Source organism: Robertmurraya sp. FSL R5-0851, from assembly GCF_038002965.1.
Lineage (GTDB): Bacteria > Bacillota > Bacilli > Bacillales > Cytobacillaceae > Robertmurraya_A > Robertmurraya_A beringensis.
Map to the genome: position 1 here is coordinate 1,073,891 of NZ_JBBOOE010000001.1, position 21,098 is coordinate 1,094,988.

Below are 21,098 nucleotides of genomic sequence, written 5' to 3' on the forward strand. Positions count from 1 at the left end.
TATGCTACAACTGATTGGGGAGTCTATTGGGATTGTTTTTGGGGGTTTTATCACTATATACATGGTATTAGTGATTAGTTTTTACTCAGTGATATTACTATTATCACTTCTTCAGCTTAGAAGAGAATATAAACTTGATAAAGAACAAGCTTATGATGAATATCTAAATGATCTATATACTAAGCCAATTTCTATCATTGTTCCTGCCTTTAATGAGGAGGCAGGGCTGATTCAAAGTGTACGTTCTTTGCTAGGAATCAATTATCCCACTTATGAAATTATAGTTGTTAATGACGGATCGACAGATGATAGTCTGAATAAAATGATTCGTCATTATGAGATGAAAGAAATTAAAAAAGTGATTCGAAAGCAGGTTGAAACAAAAAATATCAAAGGAATTTATCAGTCCAGAACTTTACCAAACCTTTATCTGATTGATAAAGAAAATGGTGGGAAAGCAGATGCATTGAATGTAGGATTGAATTTCTCTCATTATCCTTATATTTGTTCATTAGATGGGGATTCCATTTTAGAACGAGATGCCTTCTTAAAGGTAATGAAACCAATTATGCTTTCAAATGAAGATGTTATCGCTTCTGGAGGAAGTGTAAGAATTGCCAATGGTTGTAAAATATCAAATGGTCATTTGCTTGAAGTGGGATTATCCAAACATCCTCTAGTGATTATGCAGATCATTGAGTATCTCCGTGCCTTTTTAATGGGGAGAATTGGTTTAAGTCGTCATAATCTTCTATTGATCGTATCAGGAGCATTTGGTGTTTTTTCAAAAAGCTGGGTGGCTGAAGCGGGTGGTTATAAGACCACTACGGTTGGTGAAGATATGGAGTTAGTAGTGCGTTTGCACCGATTGATTAAAGAGAAAGGTGTAAAGAAAAAGATTGTATATGTACCAGACCCAGTATGTTGGACCGAAGTGCCGGAGGAAACCAAGTTTCTGCGGAGACAGAGAAGAAGATGGCACCGGGGCTTATTTGAAAGTCTTTGGGCACATAGGAAGCTGGCATTTAATCCCAAATACGGTCCGATCGGAATGATTTCCTTTCCGTATTTTTGGATTGTTGAGTTCTTTGGTCCTATCATTGAGCTCTCTGGGTATATTTATATTTTATGCTCCTTGTTTATAGGTGGAATTTATTTAGAGTTTGCTATTATCATTTTTCTTCTCTCTTGTTTGTATGGTTCTTTGTTCTCGATGGCCTCTGTTTTGTTAGAAGAGTGGAGTCTACGCAAATATCCAAAAGTATCCCATATCGTAAAATTATTTCTTTACTCCATGACTGAGACGCTTTGGTATCGGCCATTAACCGTCTTTTGGCGTTGCGAAGGGATTTGGCAGATTATTGTTGGAGAAAAGGGCTGGGGAGAAATGAAAAGAAAAGGTGTATCGGAATGAAGAGTTGGCTTTCGAAACCACAAATGTTCGTCTTTGGATTTATTGCAATTATATTAATAGGAATAACAAGTCCTTTTTGGCTATGGACAGTGAAACCAAATAAAGAGTTAAATGTATTAATTCTCGATAAGACGGTTCCTGACCAATCATACCGAGAACATAGCGGACTAACTTGGCTCTTGAATAACGAGAAATATGTTACTAGCGACGGTGAAAGGTACAGTATTGAAAAAAGCTATAGTGGATTTGTTCCTAAAGAAGGGGAAGAGTATGAAATTCGCACTCTCCCAAAAGAATTAGAATCGTATGATGTATTTTACTTCGCTGATTCCTACGGAGTCTATGAAAAGGAATTCTATGGAGAAAATCATCAGGGAGAACGGTCTAAGCATTTGTATGGCGGCTTACAAGAAGATGAAGTGGAGGCTATACATCAGGAACTACTTTCAAATAAGGGTAAAACCCTAATAGCTGAGTTTAATACTTTTGCTAGCCCCACATCCGCATTAGCTCGTGAAAAAGTTTCTAATCTGTTAAATGTTGATTGGACAGGATGGATTGGCAGGTATTTTCCTAAGCTAGAGGGGGAAGAGGTTCCAACCTGGGTGAGAGAAAATTACGAGAAATCGAACGGAGAATGGAATTTTTCAGGTGAAGGGTTAGTATTTGTGGACAACAATGATTATATTGTCGTCCTTGATAAAAATGAGTTTAAGGGTGAAGGCCCAAGTTTCCAATATACTGAACAAGGTGAGGAGCTCTTTAAAAATAAGAAAAATGATACAGATTATTCTTATTGGTTTGATATTATTTCCGCAAGAGATTCGGATGAAATTTTAGCAACATACCATTTATCTGTAACAAAGGAAGGCGAATCAAAGCTTGCAGACAATGGGATTCCAGTTGCTTTTCCTGCAGTCATCAGCCATAAGAATGCTAGTTTCTCTGCCTATTATTTTGCTGGTGATTATGCCGATGAGGGAGATGTTACATCCATTTACCAGACAAGGGGAATATCTAATTGGAGAGAATTTGCTCAGGCTGATTCTTTTTACTGGCGTGTCTATGTGCCGATGATGAAACAAATTCTTCGTTACGGTTTAGAACCATCCGATGAGCAGGAAGTGGTGGAGCTTGTTTCAGAGAATGGAACCTCCATGAATAGTAAAACAGATGAAGAGTCTATTCAAATCCAAAAGAATGGTAAGTGGGAGGATCTCCTGATTAAAGGGGTGAACATGGGCATAGCTAAACCAGGTTACTTTCCTGGTGAAGCGGCCATTTCTAAAGATGAATACTTTAGATGGTTTAAAATGATTGGTGCCATGAACGCGAATGCCCTACGTATTTATACCATTCATCCCCCACAATTTTATGAAGCATTCTACGAATATAATAAACAAGCCAAGACACCTTTATTTTTATTCCATGGAGCTTGGGTGACAGAAGAAACATTGATAGAGACACAGGATGCCTATGATCCGTCCGTTGTGAACGAATTTCAAGGAGAAATGAGAGACATCGTTGATATCGTTCATGGAAATGCACGCATAGAAGAAAAACCAGGGCATGCATCAGGCTCTTATACTCATGATATTTCACCTTATGTACTAGGGTATATTATCGGAATTGAGTGGGATCCAGAGGTTGTTTTGAATACGGATACGATACATGAGGGAATAGAGCAGTATAAGGGAGACTACTTCTATACTGAGAATGCAACACCATTTGAAGCTTGGGTAGCGAGCCGAATGAATGACATGGCAAGCTATGAGGCAGAAATGTATAATTGGCAACATTCCATGAGCTTCACCAACTGGGTAACCACGGACCTATTAACTCATCCGGCTGAGCCTGCGGAGGAAGAGGATATGGTTAGTGTTGATCCCAATCATATTAAAAACACGGATCAATTTCATGCGGGTTTATTTGCCTCTTATCACGTCTATCCCTATTTTCCAGACTTCCTAAACTTTGAGGAAGATTATGTGAATTATGTAGATAGCAGTGGAGAGAAAAATAATTATGCCGGTTATCTACATGATTTGAGAAATGGACATGAAATGCCAGTCGTCATTGCTGAGTACGGAGTGCCTTCCTCAAGGGGATTAACTCATGAAAATGTTCATGGAATGGATCAAGGTAATCACAGTGAACAGGAGCAGGGTGAAATCAATCGAAAGCTCTTTCAAACCATTGTTTCCGAAGGCTTTGCAGGAGGTATGGTGTTTACCTGGCAGGATGAGTGGTTTAAACGAACATGGAACACAATGGATTTCGATAATCCAGACCGCAGGCCGTATTGGTCAAATATACAGACGAATGAACAAATGTTTGGAATGCTTGGGTTTTCCCCTTCCTTATTGGGAAAAGAAATGACTTTAGACGGAAAAGACAGTGACTGGAGAAAATCGCTGATTGAGCCTTTAGCACAATCAAAGAATGAAGATAATTTATTGGCAGGTATGTATGTAACTTCTGATGCAGCAAATATATATGTGCGTCTCGATTATCAACAATCGATAAATTTACAAGAAACTCCGACATATATCACGTTTGATACGATTGGAGATCAAGGACAAACACAGATTCCCCTTCGTACCGGTCAATCGCTGTCAGCAACGTCTGGTGTTGATTTTTTAGTCACATTGGCTGGCAAAGAGGAATTGAGGATAACAGTGGATAGCTACTATGATTCCTTTTACTTTCAATATGGTGAACAGTTAAAGCTGATTCCAGCAGAAACGTATCCTTCAAAAAAGGATAATGGTGTGTTCCATCCAATTCGCTTAGCATTAAACAAACAATTAACGATTCCTTCAACAGGGAAAACCTATCCTTTTGAAGCCTATGAGACGGGACAACTTCTTTATGGCTCAGGGAACTCTAAGGATGAAAAATATAACTCTTTGACAGATGTAAGCATTAGCGAGGATGGAACGATGGTCGAGCTACGTATTCCATGGTTAATGCTAAATATAAAGGATCCTAGTGAAAAAGAAATCATTGGGGATATGTGGAAGAGCGGAATAGAGGGTACAAAACATATTGAAGGCATCAATATTTCTGCATTTGTATCAACAGAAAAGGGGCTTTCAGTTTTACCTGAAACAGGTGACACTAATACCATATCTAAAACTGTATTTTATAAATGGAATAAATGGGAGCAGCCAGTATACAGTGAACGATTAAAGGATTCTTATTATATGATGAAGGAAACATACGGGGGGATTAAAGAGTGAAAAGGATTTTATTAGCTGAAGATGAAGAAGTATTAAGAATGCTTGTTGTAGACACTCTTGAAGAAGAAGATTATGAAGTAGATGAGGCAGCAGATGGAACGGAGGCGGTCCAGCTTTTTGAGGAAAACAGCTATGATTTACTCGTTTTAGATTATATGATGCCTGGGTTAACAGGGTTAGAAGTGATTGACCATGTAAGACAAAAAGACAAGGATGTAAAAATCTTAATGCTCTCAGCAAAGAGTCAACAATATGAACAGGAAAAAGTGATTGAGGCAGGAGCTAACTACTTCATGGCCAAACCTTTTAGTCCGATGGAGCTAAAAGGTAAGCTTGGGGATATCTTAAATGAAAGATAGCTCGAATAAAAAACAAAGCATATTAAAACAATTTATTCAGTTAATGATCATTTTTCTCTCTTTGATCCTTATAGGTACGTCTTTAAATCTTTTTTTTCAGTATAAGCAAAGCAATGACTATATTGAAAAAAGAGCTCTTATTGTCGAGAAAGAGAAAATCACGAGAGATTTGTATTACACACTGAATACGGCGTTATTTGATGTTCGGGGATATTTTGCTTACGGTAATGAAGAGCTGAAAAAAAGAGCATACTCGCAACAGCCTGAGATTAGAAAACTAGCTAAAAAATTGGAGGCAAGTGCGACTAATGATGATGATTCGGAGTATGTTAGAGAGCTTAACAGCTTTGTGGATTATTATTTTGTCGAAACACTTCCTCAGGCAGTCGGGTACTACGAGTCTGGGCGACAGGATGAGCTAATTAATTTGGCTCAGCTTGGCGCTACAACACGAACTAATGAATTTTTGGATTTGACTCACGAATACATGGATGTAATTGATAACGAATTAAATACAGCCATTAATGATATGAGGCGAACTCAAACCATTTATCAAAATGTATTTCTTGCGTTTATCATATTTCTCCTAGTGTTCCTTTTTAGAATTATCAGGCAAATGCTGACAAATATTGGCGCACCCTTATCTCATCTAGCGAAGACAGCATCAGATATAACAGAGGGAAAGGATTCAGAGATTTTTATTGATCCACAACGAAAAGATGAAATTGGTGTTCTGTCTTTCGCGTTAAAGAAAATGCTCCATTCTATACAAGAAAAAGAACAGAATCTATTAGCACAAAATGAGGAGTTATTAGCACAGCAAGATGAGCTTTATGCGCAACAATCGGAGCTGGAAAACGCCCTTTATGTCGTAAATGAAAGCAAAATTAAAATTGAAAATCGTAATGAATTAACAAACAAATTAACAAACACTCTTGAAAAGCAAAAGCTTCTTGATAGCATCGTGTTACAGATGTCGCGAATTATCAAGGCAGATCGAGGGTTAATCATTTTGCTTGAGGACCAAGCGTATAGTTCCTATGGAATTTCCTCAACCGGTGTAGAACAATTTAAAAAGAACATATACAATGGCTTGAACAGCATCCTTATTGTACATCAGCAACCCTATACGATAAAGAGGGAGATAGTAGAATCTGAGAAGGGGTACCATGAGGGGAAATTGTACTCTTATGATTTATACTTGCCTGTGATCTCCTCGAATGATGTGGTAACAGCCATTATGGTTTTTAGCAGGTTTGGACATGCGTTTAGAGAATCTGAAATTGAAGAATTACAGTCTATCACCAAGCAAATGAGCAATTCCTTAGAGAAGGTTTATATTCATGAATTGACTGAAACAGAACGCCTAAGGAATCAGTCGATTTTAAATACCACTCATGAGGGGATTCAGCTTATCGATCAGAGCGGAGTGGTTCTATTAGTAAATAAAGCCCTTTGCGAAATGTTTGAATGTATTGCGGATGGAAGAGATTTAGTAGGACTTGACCTTCAAGATTGGACATCCTTTATGCAAAAAGATATGGAAGAGAAGGATGAGTTTTTGCAGTTTGTCCAATCGGCAATAGAAACGAACCATTTAAATAACTCTAACTCATTTATTTATAAGCGATTAGATAAGCATCAAGTGATTAAGGTATATAGTGAGGCGCTATTTCAGGAAGATATTCGAATTGGTACCATCCTTGTTCACCGAGACATTACAAAAGAATTCGAAGTGGATCAAATGAAGTCTGAGTTTGTGAGTACAGTTAGTCATGAGTTGCGAACTCCTTTAGCAAGTATTTTAGGATTTACAGAGCTTATGTTACATCGTGAGTTAAAGCCAGACCGAAGATTAAAGTATTTAACCACGGTTTACAATGAGGCAAAGCGACTTACCGCATTAATTAATGATTTCCTTGATGTTCAACGTATGGAGGCAGGGAAACATACGTATGAGAAAAAATATTTTGAATTATTGCCAGTTGTTGAGTCAGTGTCAAATACATTAAGAGCTACAACAACGATACATGAAATAACCGTCACCTCAACCGCTGAAAATGATTGGATCTTAGGAGATCGAGAGAAGATTGAGCAAGTACTTACCAATCTAGTGGGAAATTCGATTAAATACTCTCCTAATGGAGGAAATATTATACTTAATCTATTTCACTAGTGTTGCGTTAATTTAATTTGACTATTGGAAATACTTAAAATGTTCAATTTTATTATTTTGTGCAAAGAAAAAGTCCTTTATAATGGATAAGTCAGGTGGTAACCCGTCCAAATCCACTATAAAAGGACATACGCATGGACAAGATTACACGAAAAAATTCATTTGGACAATGGTTTTCACCAATAAACCTTCAATTATTTGAAGAACAGGTGAAAACGATGAAATTAGATTACTATACGAAAAAACTAACGACTGAGTCATTCCTTAAATTACTACTTTTTGCGCAACTACAAGAAATCGAAAGTCTGCATGCACTAAGCGATAGTCTATTCGATGACCAGCTTCAAAAAGGAATCGACCTTGATTCTATCAGTATTTCTCAGCTGTCACGCCGATTGAATGGGATGAATCCAGATATATTCCAAAGGCTTTTCCTTGATTTAGTATCACAAATTCATACCAAAACGTACTATACGAAACTTGTGATGCCGTTAAAAATTATTGATTCAAGCACGCTGCCACTCAATTTAACCAATCATAAATGGGCAAAATTTCGCAAAACAAAGGCGGGAGTAAAGTTGCATCTCCGTCTTGTGTTTATGGAAAAAGGTACTTCCTATCCTGAAAAAGCCGTTATGACAACTGCAAAAGAACATGACCGTGGTCAGCTTGAAATCATGGTGGATGACAAGGAATGCATGTATGTGTTTGATCGTGGCTATCTAGACTACGAGCGCTTTGATCGCATGACTGATGATGGCTACTTTTTTCTTTCCAGACTACGTAAAAATGCAGTCATACGGGAAGTTTTCGATTTTAACCTACCAGAGAAAGCGACTGTTTTGTCAGACCAAATGGTATTGATTGGTACGACTCAAAACCGTGCTGAAAATTACTTTCGCCTTCTAAAAGTGATGGATTCAAAAGGAAATGAACTCCAGCTTATTACGAATCGTTTTGATTTGAGTGCCGAAGAAATTTCGGAGATGTACAAATCTCGCTGGGCAATTGAGCTATTTTTTAAGTGGATTAAACAACATCTCAGCATCAAAAAATTCTACGGTCAAAGCGAATGGGCAGTTCAAAATCAAGTGTTTATCGCACTGATTGTTTTTTGCCTACATGTTCTCGTACAAATCGAAACAAAAAGTAAGCGAAAAACCTTACAAATTAGCCGTTATTTAAGGGCTGCATTGTGGAAACCAGCGAATATCTGGCTTCGAAAGATTGAAGGAAAAGCCATCCCTTAAATAAACAAATTGTCGTTGTCGCACAGGTCTAATTGTAAATAAAATCCAAATGGATGGAGCCACCTTTAATAGGGTATTTACCTTTTTGGCTCTAATCAAGAAAGATGATTAAACTGAAAATTATGACATTATTTATACAACACTAGTGAATCTATTTGAAACTAATGGAATATTAAGGTTGGATATTACAGATGAAGGTTTGGGTATTCCTGAAAATGTAGGGGACTCTATCTTTACAAAGTTTTATCGTGTGGACAATTCAGACCGAAGAAAAATTGGCGGGACAGGACTAGGTCTTGCCATTGTAAAGGAAATAATGAATGCGCATGAAGGCGATGTAACTTTTACATCTAAATATGGAAACGGAAGTACCTTCACTATTTCTTTCCCGATAGTTAAAAGAGAGGTAACCAGCAGTACTGACAAAGTGGGTGTACAAGCTTCCAATTACAAAGTGTTTGTAATTGAGGATGACGAAAGCTTGCTAGATCTAATTTCACAAGAGTTACTTGATAACAGATTCACCGTTACTCAATTTACAAATGGTGACCATGCAATGGATGCTTTAATGGAAGAGGTCCCAGATGCAGTAATTCTTGATATCACTTTAGATAAAGGGAATGTTGATGGCTGGGATATTATGCGGTTTATGAAAGAGAAAAAGGAATTAAAGCAAATCCCAGTCATAATCTCTAGCGCGCTTGATGAGAGAGACAAAGGTTTAGCGAACGGAGCCGAGGAATACTTTGTTAAACCATATAAAACAAGTCAGTTATCTAAAATTGTCATGCAATTATTACTAAAGATTGGAAAAGAAGGACAAGTGATTGTACCTCTTGTAGAAGAACAAGGTATTGAAAAACCATCAGAATAATCTTTTTCGTGCGAAAGGACTAGGGCAATGCTCTAGTCCTTTTTTACATTATTCTCTCTAAAATTAGGCTTGCTCATTTGTTTTGGACAAAAACGTTTCGGGAAAGGAAAGATTACAAAGAAAATATCGGCGTGGTTGCCGTTCATATAAAGGGAGCGTCTACCGAATGGTAGGCGCTTCTATGGTTGTTTAAATAAAATCACACATCAATGATATCAGGAAATATGGATGGGTTATCAACAAACGGTGCCTTACATACAATATTTTCTTCGGTAAATGGGTGAGTAAACTCAACCTTAAAAGCATGCAGCGCTTGTCTTTTCAGCTTAACACGACTTCCATAAAGGGAATCACCCATAAGAGGGTGACCAATAGAGCTTAAATGTACTCGAATTTGATGTGTTCTTCCTGTATCAAGTTGGCAGCTTATTAAAGTTGTATTATTTTTTGCACGGTAAGCATGTACTTTATAGTGTGTAACAGCCGATTGACCAGTAGAAGAAACTCTTCTTCTTGTTGGATGATGCCGATCTCTTCCAATCGGTTTTGAAATGGATCCTCCGCTTGTTTTCATTTTCCCTTCTACTAAAGCGACGTATGTTCTTTTAATCTTTCTTTCCTCAAGAAGTCGATCTAGAATAGCCCCACACATTCGATGCTTGGCAAAAATTACAGCACCCGTTGTATCCCGATCAAGACGATGGATATGCTTGATATAATGAAGTTCTCCTTTTGAATGAAGGTGAAACGCTACGCCATTTAAGAGACTAAAATAGTCTTTCTCTGAATTTGGATGTGTATCCATTCCAGCGGGTTTATTAGCTATGAGTAGGTGATCATCTTCAAATAGGATGTCAATCTCCATATAAGTAGGTTGGACTATTGATGGCTCGGGAAGAAAGAATGGAATAGATAAGGTATCACCTGAATGAAAATGAGATGTCCAGTTTGCCTCTTGCCCATTGACTAACACACTTTTTTCCATTCTCAATTCATGAACTAGTTTTTTAGGGGCCTTCCAATAATCTTTAAATAAGCTTTCTATTGTGTATTTCTCCCAATCTTTTTGAATATAAATATGGAACTGTTGTCCAACTGTTTTTGTTTGTAACATTGTGCTCTCCGTTCTTAACTTATCATTTTAATCGTGGTGATAATTACCACCATAGAGACAGGTTTTTTTATGGTATTCTTAATTTATATTTTACTTTAGAACTAAAGGATATTTAAAGGTGGGTTAAAAGTGAAGATTGTTTTTGCGTCGACACCAGACCAAGAAGAGAAAATTAATGAACTTGTAAAAAGGTTTTATCGAGATATTTTTCCTATGTATTTCTCTGATAAAGACATAAAAAAATTCGAGGCTCAAAATGTTTTGAGTAATGAGACGGCACAGCTTGATGGGACATTAAAGGAAGCGTATCATGTGATTGCTTCACTTCAAACATTGCTTTCGATTCTAGAATCAAGCATCTTAACATACGATCACCAAGCTTTGTATGAAAAAAATGTTGAAACCTTACATGAGTATGGATATAATTTCCCGTTTTCTTATGATGAATTTATCTATGCAAAAGAAAATAAAACAAGCTTTTTCAGCACCTACACCCAGGCTGCTAATCAATTATTAATTTAAAAGCCGACTACATAAATAGTCGGCTTTTTTAAATCTTATTTTGTATTTTCGTTAAACCAGCTCTCAAAATCAGGTTCTTCGTGGTAACCTACGATTCTTGCTACTTCTTTCCCATCCTTGTATTGAATAATTGTAGGTGTTTCTTGAATTCCGTAATCATCCCAACCTTGCTCAAATTCAAGAAGATTATATTGAACAAGATTAATATCCATCTCTTCAGATAATGGGGCAACTATTGGAGTTGTGCGCTGACAGTGTGGACAAGTCGGACTGTAAAAATAAACGGTCATATCATCTCCATTATCTAACTGAGTTTGAAGATCTTCTGGAAGAATGAGGTTTTGATAATTAGGATCCTCTAATTGAGCAACGGTTTCGGGGTGAAGCGTATCTTTGTTGTAAATATTGTCATCACTTACTTTTTCTTCATTTTGCATTTTTGTAACAATAGCTAATGCACCAAACAATACTACGATAATACCAATAAAAATAAGAACTTTTTTCATAAATTATTTTTCCTCCTTCGTTTGCTTCCATACTAGAAAGCTACAAACAAACACAATAATAAATGCAATTAGAGCAAGAAAAGGGATGGAAATGAATCCAAGCCAATTAATATATTGCCCTGTACAAGGAATACGCCCACATGCTGGTGCTGTATCTGCTAAAAAGGCAACCTTTTGCAGTCCATAATGGTAAAGCGAGATCATCCCACCAACTGCCGAAAGAATCATCGTATAAAAGGCGATACCATAATCCTTTTTTACAGTGGCTATACCTAATAACACAACAAATGGATACATAACGATTCGTTGATACCAGCAAAGTTCGCAAGGCTCGTACTGGCGTATCTCTGAAAAATATAAACTCCCAAACATGGCTATCAGTGCCGCAGCGAAAGCAAGGAAAAGCAAGTTTTCGCGCTTGTCATTTTTTTTCATACTATATTCTCCTTAAACGTAATGACCGTGAATTTATTATAAATAGATTGTACAAAAATGTATATCACTCTACACTTATGTCTTCTTTTTTTCCGACAATTCCATAAAAAAAGAAATGAATGAATTCAGTTAAAAATTGATCCTTATTTGAGTTTGATTGGAAGATATCTGAATGCTTTTGAATAGCATCTGTCATTGCTTGGAGGATGAAAAAAATTGTATTCATTGATAAGCTACTTGATATATCACCGCTTTTTCGCCCTTCTTCAATAAATGTAACAATGAGCGGCATAGATTTTTCATTTGCAAATTCCTGAAATAAATTCGCGATTTGACTATTCTCTGAAATGATGGCTTCAATAAATTCCGGACTGAGTTCATTTGTGGATGAGAGCTTTAATTCAATCAATTTTATTAGCTTGTCTTGAAAAGAAAGGTCACAATAAATTAATTGTTGAAAGGAGTCAATTTGCCTCTCTAGATAATCCTTTAGGACATCATAGACTAGCTCGTCCTTACTTCCAAAATAATTATAGATCGTCACTTGAGAAACATTCGCTTTTTTGGCGATTTCATGAATGTTTACCTTTTGAATTCCGTACTTTGTGAATAAAGAAAAAGCTGCCTTCCGAATCTGTTCCATTTTTTGAAGCCTTCTTCGTTCAAACCCGTTCATATCTTCACCTCTTTCCAATTTTAAAAAAAATAATGAAATAATACAAATGTAACATTTTAAAATTTGGAGAGATGTGTATTTTTTACAAAAAACATCACTAGTGTTGCATAAATACTGACTGAATTTTCAGTTTTAAAGTTCTTCCCGTTTAGAGCCAAAAAAGTAAGTACCTAAGCAAAGGTGGCTCCATCCATTTGGAAAAATATTTACAATTAGACAGTTGCGACGACGACAGTTTGTGTATTAAGGAATCGTTTTTCCTTCGATTTTCCGAAGCCAAATATGTGCCGGCTTCCACAAAACAGCTCTTAGATAACGGCTAATTTGTAAGGTTTTACGCTTGCTTTTTGTCTCGAGTTGAACGAGGACATGTAGGCAAAAAACGATTAATGCGATAAACACTTGATTGTGGATCGCCCATTCACTTCGACCGTAGAACTTTTTGATATTGAGGTGCTGTTTGATCCATTTGAAAAACAACTCAATTGCCCAGCGCGATTTATACATCTCTGAAATCTCTTCGGCGCTTAAATCAAAACGATTCGTAAGTAACTGAAGTTCGTTTCCTTTTGAATCCATCACTCTTAAAAGACGAAAGTAGTTCTCAGTACGGTTTTGAGTTGTACCAATCAACACCATTTGATCGGACAGAACATTCGTATCCTCGGGTAGATTATAATCGTAGACCTCTCGTATGACTGCGTTTTTACGAAGCCTAGATAGAAAAAAGTACCCATCATCTGTCATGCGATCAAAGCGTTCATAGTCTAGATAGCCCCGGTCAAATACATACATGCATTCCTTGTCGTCTACCATGATTTCGAGTTGACCACGATCATGTTCCTTTGCCATTGTTAGCACAGCCTTTTCAGGATAAGAAATTCCTTTTTCCATAAATACTAGGCGCAAATGTAACTTTACACCCGCTTTTGTTTTGCGGAACTCTGCCCATTTATGATTAGTCAAATTAAGTGGCAATGTGCTTGAATCAATGATTTTTAACGGCATGACGAGTTTGGTGTAGTGTGTTTTGGCATGAATTTGTGCGACCAGATCAAGGAAAAGTCGTTGGAATAAATCTGGATTCATCCCATTTAATCGTCGTGAAAGCTGAGAAATACTAATGGAATCCAGATCAATGCCTTTTTGGAGTTGATCATCAAAAAGACAATCACTCAACGCATGAAGACTTTCTACTTCTTCAAGCTGTGCATAAAGTAATAATTTTAAAAATGATTCCGTCGTAAGTTTTTTCGTATAGAAATCTAATTTCAATGTTTTCACTTGATCATCAAATAATTCAACATTTATAGGTGAAAACCATTGTCCAAATGATGTTTTTCGTGTAATCTTATCCATAAGATTGGTCCTTTATTATTGGATTTGGACGGGATTACCACCTGACCTATCCATTATAAAGGACTTTTTCTTTGCATAAAATAATAAAATTGAACATTTTGAGTTTTTTAAATAGTGAAATTAAATTAATACAACACTAGTGAAAAAACATATATAATGAAAATGGTTTCTTAAGTTGTCACAAAAACTAACGACAAAAAAGAGGGAAACGCACACTCTGGCTTGAATAATAAAGTTAGAAAACACTTTCAGGAGGAGACGTAATGAGCTGGAAAGAAAAAGTACATACTTGGAATCAATTTGATAAGCTCCCAGAAGAGTTAAAGGGGCAACTACAAAAGCTATCCGATGTAGAATTAGAGGATGCTTTTTATAAAAATTTAGAGTTTGGTACAGGTGGTATGCGTGGAGAAATTGGTGTTGGTACGAATCGTATGAACATCTTCACGGTTAGAAAGGCATCAGCTGGCCTTGCAACATATATAGAAGAATTTGGTCAAGAAGCAAAGGATAGAGGTGTGGTCATTGCATATGATTCTCGCCATAAATCAAGTGAATTTGCAATGGAGGCAGCAAAGACTTTAGCTACGAAGGGAATTCAAGCATATGTGTTTGATGAGCTTCGTCCAACTCCAGAATTATCTTTTGCAGTTAGACACCTAAATGCTTTCTCTGGAATTGTGATTACAGCAAGTCATAATCCGCCAGAATATAATGGTTATAAGGTGTATGGACCAGACGGTGGACAGCTTCCTTTAGAAGGGGCAGATAAGGTAATTGAAAAAGTTGATGCTATTTCAAATGAGTTAACTATAGAGGTTCGTGACGAACAGGAATTAAAAGAGCAAGGGTTAATTAAGATGATTGGGGCAGATGTTGATCAAGCGTATTTAGAGAAGCTTGTAACGATATCTGAGAATCCTACATTAGCTAAAGAAACGGACTTACAAGTAGTTTTTACACCTTTACATGGGACAGCTAATAAACCGGTACGTTCTGGTCTTAAGGCGCTTGGTTACGAAAATGTGACGATTGTAAAGGAACAGGAATTGCCTGATCCACAGTTCTCTACTGTGAAAAGTCCAAATCCAGAAGAACATGCTGCATTTGAATTGGCAATAGAAGCTGGAAAAAAGGTAAACGCTGATTTATTGATCGCAACGGACCCTGATGCAGACCGTCTTGGAATTGCTGTTAAAAATGAAACAGGGGAGTATGAAATCCTTACAGGAAATCAAACAGGTGCCTTACTACTCCATTACTTACTAGAAAATAAAACGGCAAAGGGAACATTACAAGAAAATGCATTGGTTTTAAAGACCATTGTTACATCTGAATTGGGTGCAACTATTGCTGCTTCTTATGGTGTACCAACGATTGATGTCTTAACAGGATTTAAGTTTATTGCAGAAAAAATTAACGAGTTCGATTCTACAAATGAACATAGCTTCTTGTTTGGATATGAAGAGAGCTACGGGTATTTAATTGGAGATTTTGCAAGGGACAAGGATGCAATCCAGGCTTCTCTTTTAGCAACTGAAGTGTGTGCGTATTATAAAAAGCAAGGCAAGTCTCTATATGAGGCATTATTAATGATTTTTGATAAGTTTGGTTATTACCAAGAAGGCTTACGTTCATTAACGTTAAAAGGGAAATCAGGTGCCGAAACAATTAATAAAACACTTGAATCTTTCCGTGCAGAACCACTTGAAGAACTCATTGGTCTGAAAGTAACTAAAACAGAGGATTACTTAACAAGTACAAGATATGAGGGAGGATCAGAAGAATCAATCGATCTTCCTGCTTCAAACGTGTTAAAGTACTTCTTTGAAGATGGATCATGGGTTTGCTTACGCCCATCAGGGACGGAGCCGAAAATTAAGTTCTATTTTGGTGTAAAGGGCTCAAGCTTAACTGGAAGCAAAGAAAAACTAAAGTCGATTGAAGATGCATTTATGCAAACAGTAGAAAATAAAATGAACACACTATCTAAATAAATCATAAAAAACACGGTCTTTTAGACCGTGTTTTTTTGGTGGAATTCCGGTTGTTACCCCATGGTTATCACTGTATCAAGCAAGCCGTCATTTGCTTCAACAAGATCGTTTGCATGGTCGATGTAACGAAGTAAAGAATATAAATGTTTCTCAATTACTTGGTAATCTTTTTCAAAATTGTACGCGTGAAGGAAATGCTCAATTTTTTTGGCTAAAAAATGGTCCTTCGTTCGTACCATCAATATTAATAAGTTATCCCATTCAGAGCGATGCGTATAGTACAAGGCTCGATCATAATCAACATGATTCATTTTCTCTCTCCTCCTCTTAAGGAGTTGAGTATAGTGTATGATTTACTGTCTAAATCAATCGCAGAAAATCTTGTCACTATTGATATATCAAGGTTTTCATCTTTTTCCTGAATAGGTTTAGGTCATTTAAGACACATTAAAGATGGAAATTTTATTTTAGGAATGGATGAAATGAAAATATCGATATTTCTTATTTGCTTTTTATTGTATTGCCCCTCTGCATTTGCAACTATTGTTCATTCAGATCGAATCTACACATATGAACAAATGCAATTGGATATTCAAAAATTGCAGGAAACTTATGAGGGAGAACTGGAAGTGAAAGTAATTGGGCAATCTTATTATGGGAAAGATATTCCAGCCATTAAAATAGGAAAAGGAAAGAAAAACGTCGTACTCATTGGTGCTCATCATGGTAGAGAGTGGCTAACCACCTCTCTTTTAATGGTTATGCTTGAAAATTATGTTAGAGCTTTAACCTCCGGTGCTAAAGTAGGTCCATTTGATTCTACCATGCTAAATGATGTGTCCATCTGGTTTGTTCCGATGCTTAATCCGGACGGGGTTACCATTCAGCAGCAGGATATTCCACTATTCTTTGTTGATCAGCTTTACTTAATGAATGAAGGAAATGCTAATTTTTCGCGTTGGAAGGCAAATGGGATAGGAATTGATTTAAATCGACAATATCCAGCAGGTTGGAAAGAGTTAAAGGGACCACGTATACCTTCTTACCAGTTTTATAAAGGAAAAAGACCATTAGAGGCATTGGAAACTCAAGCTTTAACTACCTTTATTGATCAAATCCAACCTTCCATTGGCGTAGCCTATCATTCAACTGGTCAGGAGATATACTGGAAGTATAAAAATGGGAAGTATAAACAGAGGGATTATTCAATTGCCGAAGAAATTGCTCAATTAACCGGATATAAATTAGGAAAGCCTCCAAAAAAGGCAACTGGTGGAGGATTTACTGATTGGTTTATCACCATGTACCATCGGCCAGCGTTAACAATAGAAATATGTCCACCAATGGTCGATCGTGCCCCGCCTTTGACTAGTTTCCCAGAGGTATGGAAAAGGAATCGATATGTTGGCATGAAATTGGTGAATAAGGTCATTGAATTACATAAAAGTGAAGGGCAAATGGAAAAATAAAAACGACAAACAAGGAGGGAAAAGATTTGAAAAAGATACTAATTACAATAATGACTATATTATGCGTTTTTGGTTCACTTTCTTCTACACATGCTGAGCAGCCAGGACTAGACTATAAAAAGTTTGGGAAAATCGCAACAGCAATTGTAACTGAAGACTATCCTGGACAGCAGGTGGTGGAATATAAGTATGTGGGAAGAGAGAGATTAGCTGAAAATAAGGTAGTGGATTCCTTTCAGTATGAAGTAATGGTCAATGGCCAGAAAAAGATTGTTACAGTCAAGATTACACATGACAATAGTGTAGGAAAAGAATTGACGATTGCATTAGAAGAGAAATAAGGAAAAGCAGAGCTCTAAAAACAATAGAGTTCTGCTTTTTTCTATTTCTTGGTACATCATTCTCTCTCTCGTTTCATACATTGTGATAAGAGCAAAAAGGGGGAGAAAGCTAATGCGTGAACAAGAACAGAAGGAATTACAGTATGCCATTGAAGAGATAACGGAGATAGCGGTTGGCTTTGGACTCGATTTTTATCCAATGCGTTATGAAATTTGTCCATCTGAAATTATTTATACCTTTGGAGCATATGGCATGCCAACAAGATTTTCCCATTGGAGCTTCGGGAAACAGTTTCATAAAATGAAGCTTCATTATGATCTTGGATTGTCTAAAATTTATGAACTTGTTATTAATTCTGACCCTTGTTATGCATTTTTACTGGATTCCAATTCTCTAATTCAAAACAAGTTAATTGTTGCCCATGTTTTAGCGCACTGTGACTTTTTTAAAAATAATGTTCGATTTCAAAATACAAAAAGAGACATGGTAGAAAGCATGGCCGCAACCGCTGAGAGAATCCGAAAGTATGAGATAATATATGGTAAACATGAGGTTGAAACGTTTCTAGATGCAGTTCTAGCCATTGAAGAGCATATTGACCCCTCATTGATGAGACCAAAACTTGCTTGGAGTACGGAGGATGTAGAATACGAAGAAGTTGCTGCAATAAGTCCTTATGATGATTTGTGGGATTTAGATGAAAAGGATAAAAAGAAGCCAGAACCTGTAAAAAGAAAAAAGAAATTCCCTCCACAGCCTGAAAAAGATCTATTATTATTTATTGAGAGTTACAGTCGCGAATTATCAGACTGGCAACGTGATATTTTAACAATGATGCGCGAGGAAATGCTATATTTCTGGCCACAGTTAGAAACAAAGATTATGAACGAAGGCTGGGCGTCGTTTTGGCATCAAAGAATTCTCCGTGAAATGGATTTAACGAGCGCCGAAGCATTGGAGTTTGCCAAACTAAATGCTGGTGTAGTTCAACCTTCTCGAACAGGAATAAACCCCTATTACCTTGGGTTAAAGATTTTTGAAGATATTGAAGAAAGATATAATAATCCGACCGAGGAAATGAAGCGTCGAGGAGTCCAACCTGGATCTGGGCGAGAGAAGATGTTTGAGGTACGTGAAATCGAATCAGATATATCCTTCCTTCGCAACTATTTAACGAAAGATCTTGTTATGCGCGAGGATATGTATTTGTTCCAAAAGCAAGGGAAAGATTATAAGATTGTTGATAAAGCATGGGAAAATGTTCGAGATCAATTAGTGAGTATGAGGGTGAATGGTGGCTTCCCTTACTTAACGGTAACGGATGGCGATTATCTGAAAAACGGTGAGCTTTATATCAAGCATGGATATGAAGGAATTGAACTTGATATTAAGTATTTGGAAAAAGTGATGCCGTATATTCATCAGTTATGGGGAAGAAGCATTCATATGGAAACAGTTATTGAAGGGAAAAATATGCTTTATACGTATGACGGTAAAAGTATACACAGAAAGTATTTATAGAGTGAAGCAACCCCATTCAGAAGATGAATGGGGTTTTCTTCATGAATTATTTTCCATTTTTTACAGATTGAATGGCTTCTTTAGAAACATAGAATATACCGTTTGATTGAACAGTAACACTTCTAAGATCCTTTTCTTTTCCATTAATGATTACGATGTCTTTATTTACAGGGAATTCTGCAGTTGTTTTACCTTGTTTCACAACTAAAACTGGGTTTTCTTTGTTAGTTGTATCAATGCTAATAGATGCTCCTTTGAAAGCTTCTTCTGCATCCACAAATAGCTGGCTGTCTAATTTCTTTAAGTCAAATCCCATAGCGCTTGCTACAGAATGTGCAATGTCTGTATTTTCAACAAAGCCAACGGGCTTTCCTGGTCCATAAGAATACATAAACAAATCTTCACCGGTATGTCCGCCTGATGTAAAGCCGATGTTTGCACGAGTAGCTAAAAGTTGAACAAGTGTTTTGCTTAAATTACTAGATTCCTTAATGGCTTTTGTTTCTTCTGCAGAAGGGCTGACAATTCCATAAAGTGCAGCTACTTCTAAAGCATTTGATTTATCTGCTTTTAATTGACTTAATGCACCTTCAAGAGTCATTTTAGCTGGCTTTAACGGATCGATATAGGTTGAAACAGGCATATATGAGTAAGAACCGCTTGTATTTTGATTTCCAATGGAAATACCACTATTTCCATGGTCAGATACGGCAATAACCATAGTGTTTTTATCTTTTTTTGCAAATTCAAGAGCTTCTTTTACGGCATCGTCAAATGCAAGGGTATCACTGATCATACCAATTGTATCATTTGCATGAGCAGCCCAGTCAGGTTTACTACCTTCAACAAATAAAAAGAATCCATCCTTATCTTTAGAAAGAGTATCTATTCCTTTCTTTGTCATTTCAGCTAGAGTAGGTTCTTCCGGTTTAGTTTGTGAACGGTCCATGTCATAGGCCATTGCTGAAGGAGCAAATGAACCCCATAGTTTTTTTGATTTAGAATTTAATAGTTCCTCACGTGTTTCTACAAAGTCATAACCTCTGTTCTCAATTGTATCAAGTAAGTTCTCTCCATCCTTACGATTCGCAGGAAGGAGTGAGTTTTTGCCTCCACCTAGAACGACATCCATGTCTTGGTATACTTGCTGTTCAGCGATATTGTCATAATTGCTTCTATTTTCTGCATGAGATGAGAATGCTGCAGGAGTTGCATGTTGAATTTCAGAAGTAGAAACGATTCCAGTTGCTTTTCCGCTAATTTTAGCACCTTCTAATACGTTAGCAACCGGCTTGTAAGGGTTATCGGCTAGAGATTGGTCAACTCCAGGGGTTGTAACCTTTTCTGGTAAGACCCCAACAAATTTATCATTTGACTTATTCCCAGTTGCCAATGCTGTACCAGCAGGAGCTGAATCAGTGATAGCTGAATCTGCTGAGTAAGTACGAACACCACCTGTTAAAATTTCGTCCATTGCAAGCGGCTCACCTTTATACCATCTAGCAAGTGTAGTTGTACTTGAACTTACCCCATCCATGACCAAAACAATCACGTTTTTCGCTTTTTCAGGATCTTTTTTCGCTTCCACCTTGTTGTTACCTGTTGTGAAACTAAGAGAGCTAAGTGTAAGGCTGCTTGCTAGTGTAACTCCGATTATCTTCTTGTTTACTTTCATGATTATTCCTCCATTTATTTAAAATGATGAATTTCTAACTCTACTTTTGGAGTATACATTTGTAGTTTTAATAGAGTGTTAATTAAATGTAAATCTATTCTCAGAAATGTAAAAATAGTGGAAAATTCCGATTGATTAAACAAAAAACCTCAAATACAATTTGTATT

General features: G+C 36.8%; 18 protein-coding genes. 11 read left to right on the top strand and 7 right to left on the bottom strand.

The window, feature by feature from the left end; genetic code table 11:
* The first annotated feature begins 1 nt into the window (after window position 1).
* The 6 genes from MKX65_RS05520 to MKX65_RS05545 all read left to right on the top strand — a co-directional run bounded on the left by MKX65_RS05520 (window position 2) and on the right by MKX65_RS05545 (window position 9,315).
* A complete protein-coding gene (locus MKX65_RS05520; RefSeq protein WP_340902731.1) occupies window positions 2–1,414 on the top strand; it encodes a glycosyltransferase family 2 protein in 1,413 nt (470 codons plus the stop codon).
* A complete protein-coding gene (locus tag MKX65_RS05525) occupies window positions 1,411–4,656 on the top strand; it encodes a hypothetical protein (protein ID WP_340902732.1) in 3,246 nt (1,081 codons plus the stop codon). Before MKX65_RS05520 ends, MKX65_RS05525 begins: the two co-directional genes overlap by 4 nt.
* Window positions 4,653–5,015: a response regulator transcription factor gene (locus MKX65_RS05530; RefSeq protein ID WP_340902733.1), complete on the top strand. Its 363-nt coding sequence runs from the start codon at window positions 4,653–4,655 to the stop codon at window positions 5,013–5,015. The genes MKX65_RS05525 and MKX65_RS05530 overlap by 4 nt, the downstream gene beginning before the upstream one ends.
* Entirely contained in the window at window positions 5,005–7,191 is a 2,187-nt protein-coding gene (locus MKX65_RS05535; protein WP_340902735.1) for a histidine kinase dimerization/phospho-acceptor domain-containing protein, read from the top strand. The genes MKX65_RS05530 and MKX65_RS05535 overlap by 11 nt, the downstream gene beginning before the upstream one ends.
* A 134-nt stretch (window positions 7,192–7,325) precedes the next feature.
* Window positions 7,326–8,441 carry an IS4 family transposase gene (locus tag MKX65_RS05540; protein WP_160549961.1) on the top strand — a complete coding sequence of 372 codons (1,116 nt, stop codon included), beginning with the start codon at window positions 7,326–7,328 and terminating at the stop codon, window positions 8,439–8,441.
* 145 nt (window positions 8,442–8,586) lie between these two features.
* Window positions 8,587–9,315: an ATP-binding protein gene (locus MKX65_RS05545; protein WP_340902737.1), complete on the top strand. Its 729-nt coding sequence runs from the start codon at window positions 8,587–8,589 to the stop codon at window positions 9,313–9,315.
* A gap of 199 nt (window positions 9,316–9,514) precedes the next feature.
* Here MKX65_RS05545 and MKX65_RS05550 read toward each other — a convergent pair whose 3' ends face one another.
* A complete protein-coding gene (locus MKX65_RS05550; RefSeq protein ID WP_340902738.1) occupies window positions 9,515–10,429 on the bottom strand; it encodes an RluA family pseudouridine synthase in 915 nt (304 codons plus the stop codon).
* A 129-nt stretch (window positions 10,430–10,558) separates the two neighbouring features.
* On the opposite strand from MKX65_RS05550, the gene MKX65_RS05555 reads away from it, so the two are divergent.
* A complete protein-coding gene (locus tag MKX65_RS05555; RefSeq protein ID WP_340902739.1) occupies window positions 10,559–10,951 on the top strand; it encodes a DUF5365 family protein in 393 nt (130 codons plus the stop codon).
* Window positions 10,952–10,986: 35 nt separating this feature from the next.
* Here MKX65_RS05555 and MKX65_RS05560 read toward each other — a convergent pair whose 3' ends face one another.
* The 4 genes from MKX65_RS05560 to MKX65_RS05575 all read right to left on the bottom strand — a co-directional run bounded on the left by MKX65_RS05560 (window position 10,987) and on the right by MKX65_RS05575 (window position 13,927).
* Window positions 10,987–11,457: a thioredoxin family protein gene (locus MKX65_RS05560; RefSeq protein ID WP_340902741.1), complete on the bottom strand. Its 471-nt coding sequence runs from the start codon at window positions 11,455–11,457 to the stop codon at window positions 10,987–10,989.
* A gap of 3 nt (window positions 11,458–11,460) precedes the next feature.
* On the bottom strand, window positions 11,461–11,892 hold the full coding sequence (locus MKX65_RS05565; RefSeq protein WP_160549727.1) for a disulfide oxidoreductase: 432 nt from the start codon (window positions 11,890–11,892) through the stop codon (window positions 11,461–11,463).
* A 64-nt stretch (window positions 11,893–11,956) separates the two neighbouring features.
* The gene (locus MKX65_RS05570; RefSeq protein WP_340902744.1) at window positions 11,957–12,568 is read right to left on the bottom strand and encodes a TetR/AcrR family transcriptional regulator; all 612 of its coding nucleotides are present in this window, start codon (window positions 12,566–12,568) and stop codon (window positions 11,957–11,959) included.
* A 243-nt stretch (window positions 12,569–12,811) separates the two neighbouring features.
* Window positions 12,812–13,927: an IS4 family transposase gene (locus tag MKX65_RS05575; RefSeq protein ID WP_160549407.1), complete on the bottom strand. Its 1,116-nt coding sequence runs from the start codon at window positions 13,925–13,927 to the stop codon at window positions 12,812–12,814.
* 263 nt (window positions 13,928–14,190) lie between these two features.
* Between MKX65_RS05575 and MKX65_RS05580 the strand changes: the two genes are divergently transcribed.
* Window positions 14,191–15,924, top strand: a complete 1,734-nt coding sequence (locus MKX65_RS05580) for a phospho-sugar mutase (protein ID WP_160549725.1) — start codon at window positions 14,191–14,193, stop codon at window positions 15,922–15,924.
* A gap of 53 nt (window positions 15,925–15,977) precedes the next feature.
* On the opposite strand, the gene MKX65_RS05585 is transcribed toward MKX65_RS05580, so the two are convergent.
* Window positions 15,978–16,235 (bottom strand): YhdB family protein, encoded by a 258-nt coding sequence (locus MKX65_RS05585; RefSeq protein WP_160549724.1) that lies wholly within the window; start codon window positions 16,233–16,235, stop codon window positions 15,978–15,980.
* A gap of 171 nt (window positions 16,236–16,406) precedes the next feature.
* On the opposite strand from MKX65_RS05585, the gene MKX65_RS05590 reads away from it, so the two are divergent.
* From MKX65_RS05590 to MKX65_RS05600, 3 genes are all read left to right on the top strand, one after another.
* Complete coding sequence (locus MKX65_RS05590; protein ID WP_160549723.1) at window positions 16,407–17,393, top strand: M14 family zinc carboxypeptidase; 987 nt, start codon at window positions 16,407–16,409, stop codon at window positions 17,391–17,393.
* A 26-nt stretch (window positions 17,394–17,419) separates the two neighbouring features.
* Window positions 17,420–17,734, top strand: a complete 315-nt coding sequence (locus MKX65_RS05595; protein WP_160549722.1) for a DUF3889 domain-containing protein — start codon at window positions 17,420–17,422, stop codon at window positions 17,732–17,734.
* Window positions 17,735–17,846: 112 nt separating this feature from the next.
* The gene (locus MKX65_RS05600) at window positions 17,847–19,256 is read left to right on the top strand and encodes a SpoVR family protein (protein WP_160549721.1); all 1,410 of its coding nucleotides are present in this window, start codon (window positions 17,847–17,849) and stop codon (window positions 19,254–19,256) included.
* A 46-nt stretch (window positions 19,257–19,302) separates the two neighbouring features.
* Here MKX65_RS05600 and MKX65_RS05605 read toward each other — a convergent pair whose 3' ends face one another.
* On the bottom strand, window positions 19,303–20,934 hold the full coding sequence (locus MKX65_RS05605; RefSeq protein ID WP_445677944.1) for an alkaline phosphatase: 1,632 nt from the start codon (window positions 20,932–20,934) through the stop codon (window positions 19,303–19,305).
* Window positions 20,935–21,098: the final 164 nt, after the last annotated feature.